Below are 549 nucleotides of genomic sequence, written 5' to 3' on the forward strand. Positions count from 1 at the left end.
TGCTTAGAGTTATAACCTCAGTATTTTTGGCAAGGAGATTCTTTGCCTTTAGTTACCTCAGTTAGGTATTAGCATTTCAATAATATGTTTTAAGTTTAATATAATTTCATATATCGATATAAAAGTTATCGTTATGAAAAATAACATAATCGATTTATGATAACAAGATATGTGTGTACAAGCCTTTAAATCGCTTCAACAATGAAAGGTTGGGAGCACCATATTGCGTATGGTACTGCCAACCTTTTTTATTATTCTATGCGTTATAGAAGCGATGATGTCTTGATTAAGAGTTAATACACTGCTGTATTTTACAAATTACTTCTCTATTCATAATCTATAATTCATAGTTTTGATTAAAAATGATGGACAACTCATCAGCAGCCTCTTGCATCAGCGGCAAATAGCTGAGTAACTCATCCATACTTTTTCTGACGGTAGGACCATGGGTAAACAGCGTAGCAAATGCTTGTTGCTCGCCATTAGGAATCATGACCGCACAAGCTACCATTCCTGGAATAAACTCCTCGTTGTCTATACCCACTTTGG

1 pseudogene is annotated in these 549 nt (G+C 34.8%); it reads right to left on the reverse strand.

Annotated elements, in window-relative coordinates:
- Window positions 1–337: 337 nt before the first annotated feature.
- Window positions 338–549: pseudogene (locus tag ACS8FC_RS20155) on the reverse strand (IclR family transcriptional regulator); the annotation flags it as partial.

The organism is Psychrobacter sp. 1Y4, from assembly GCF_051847555.1.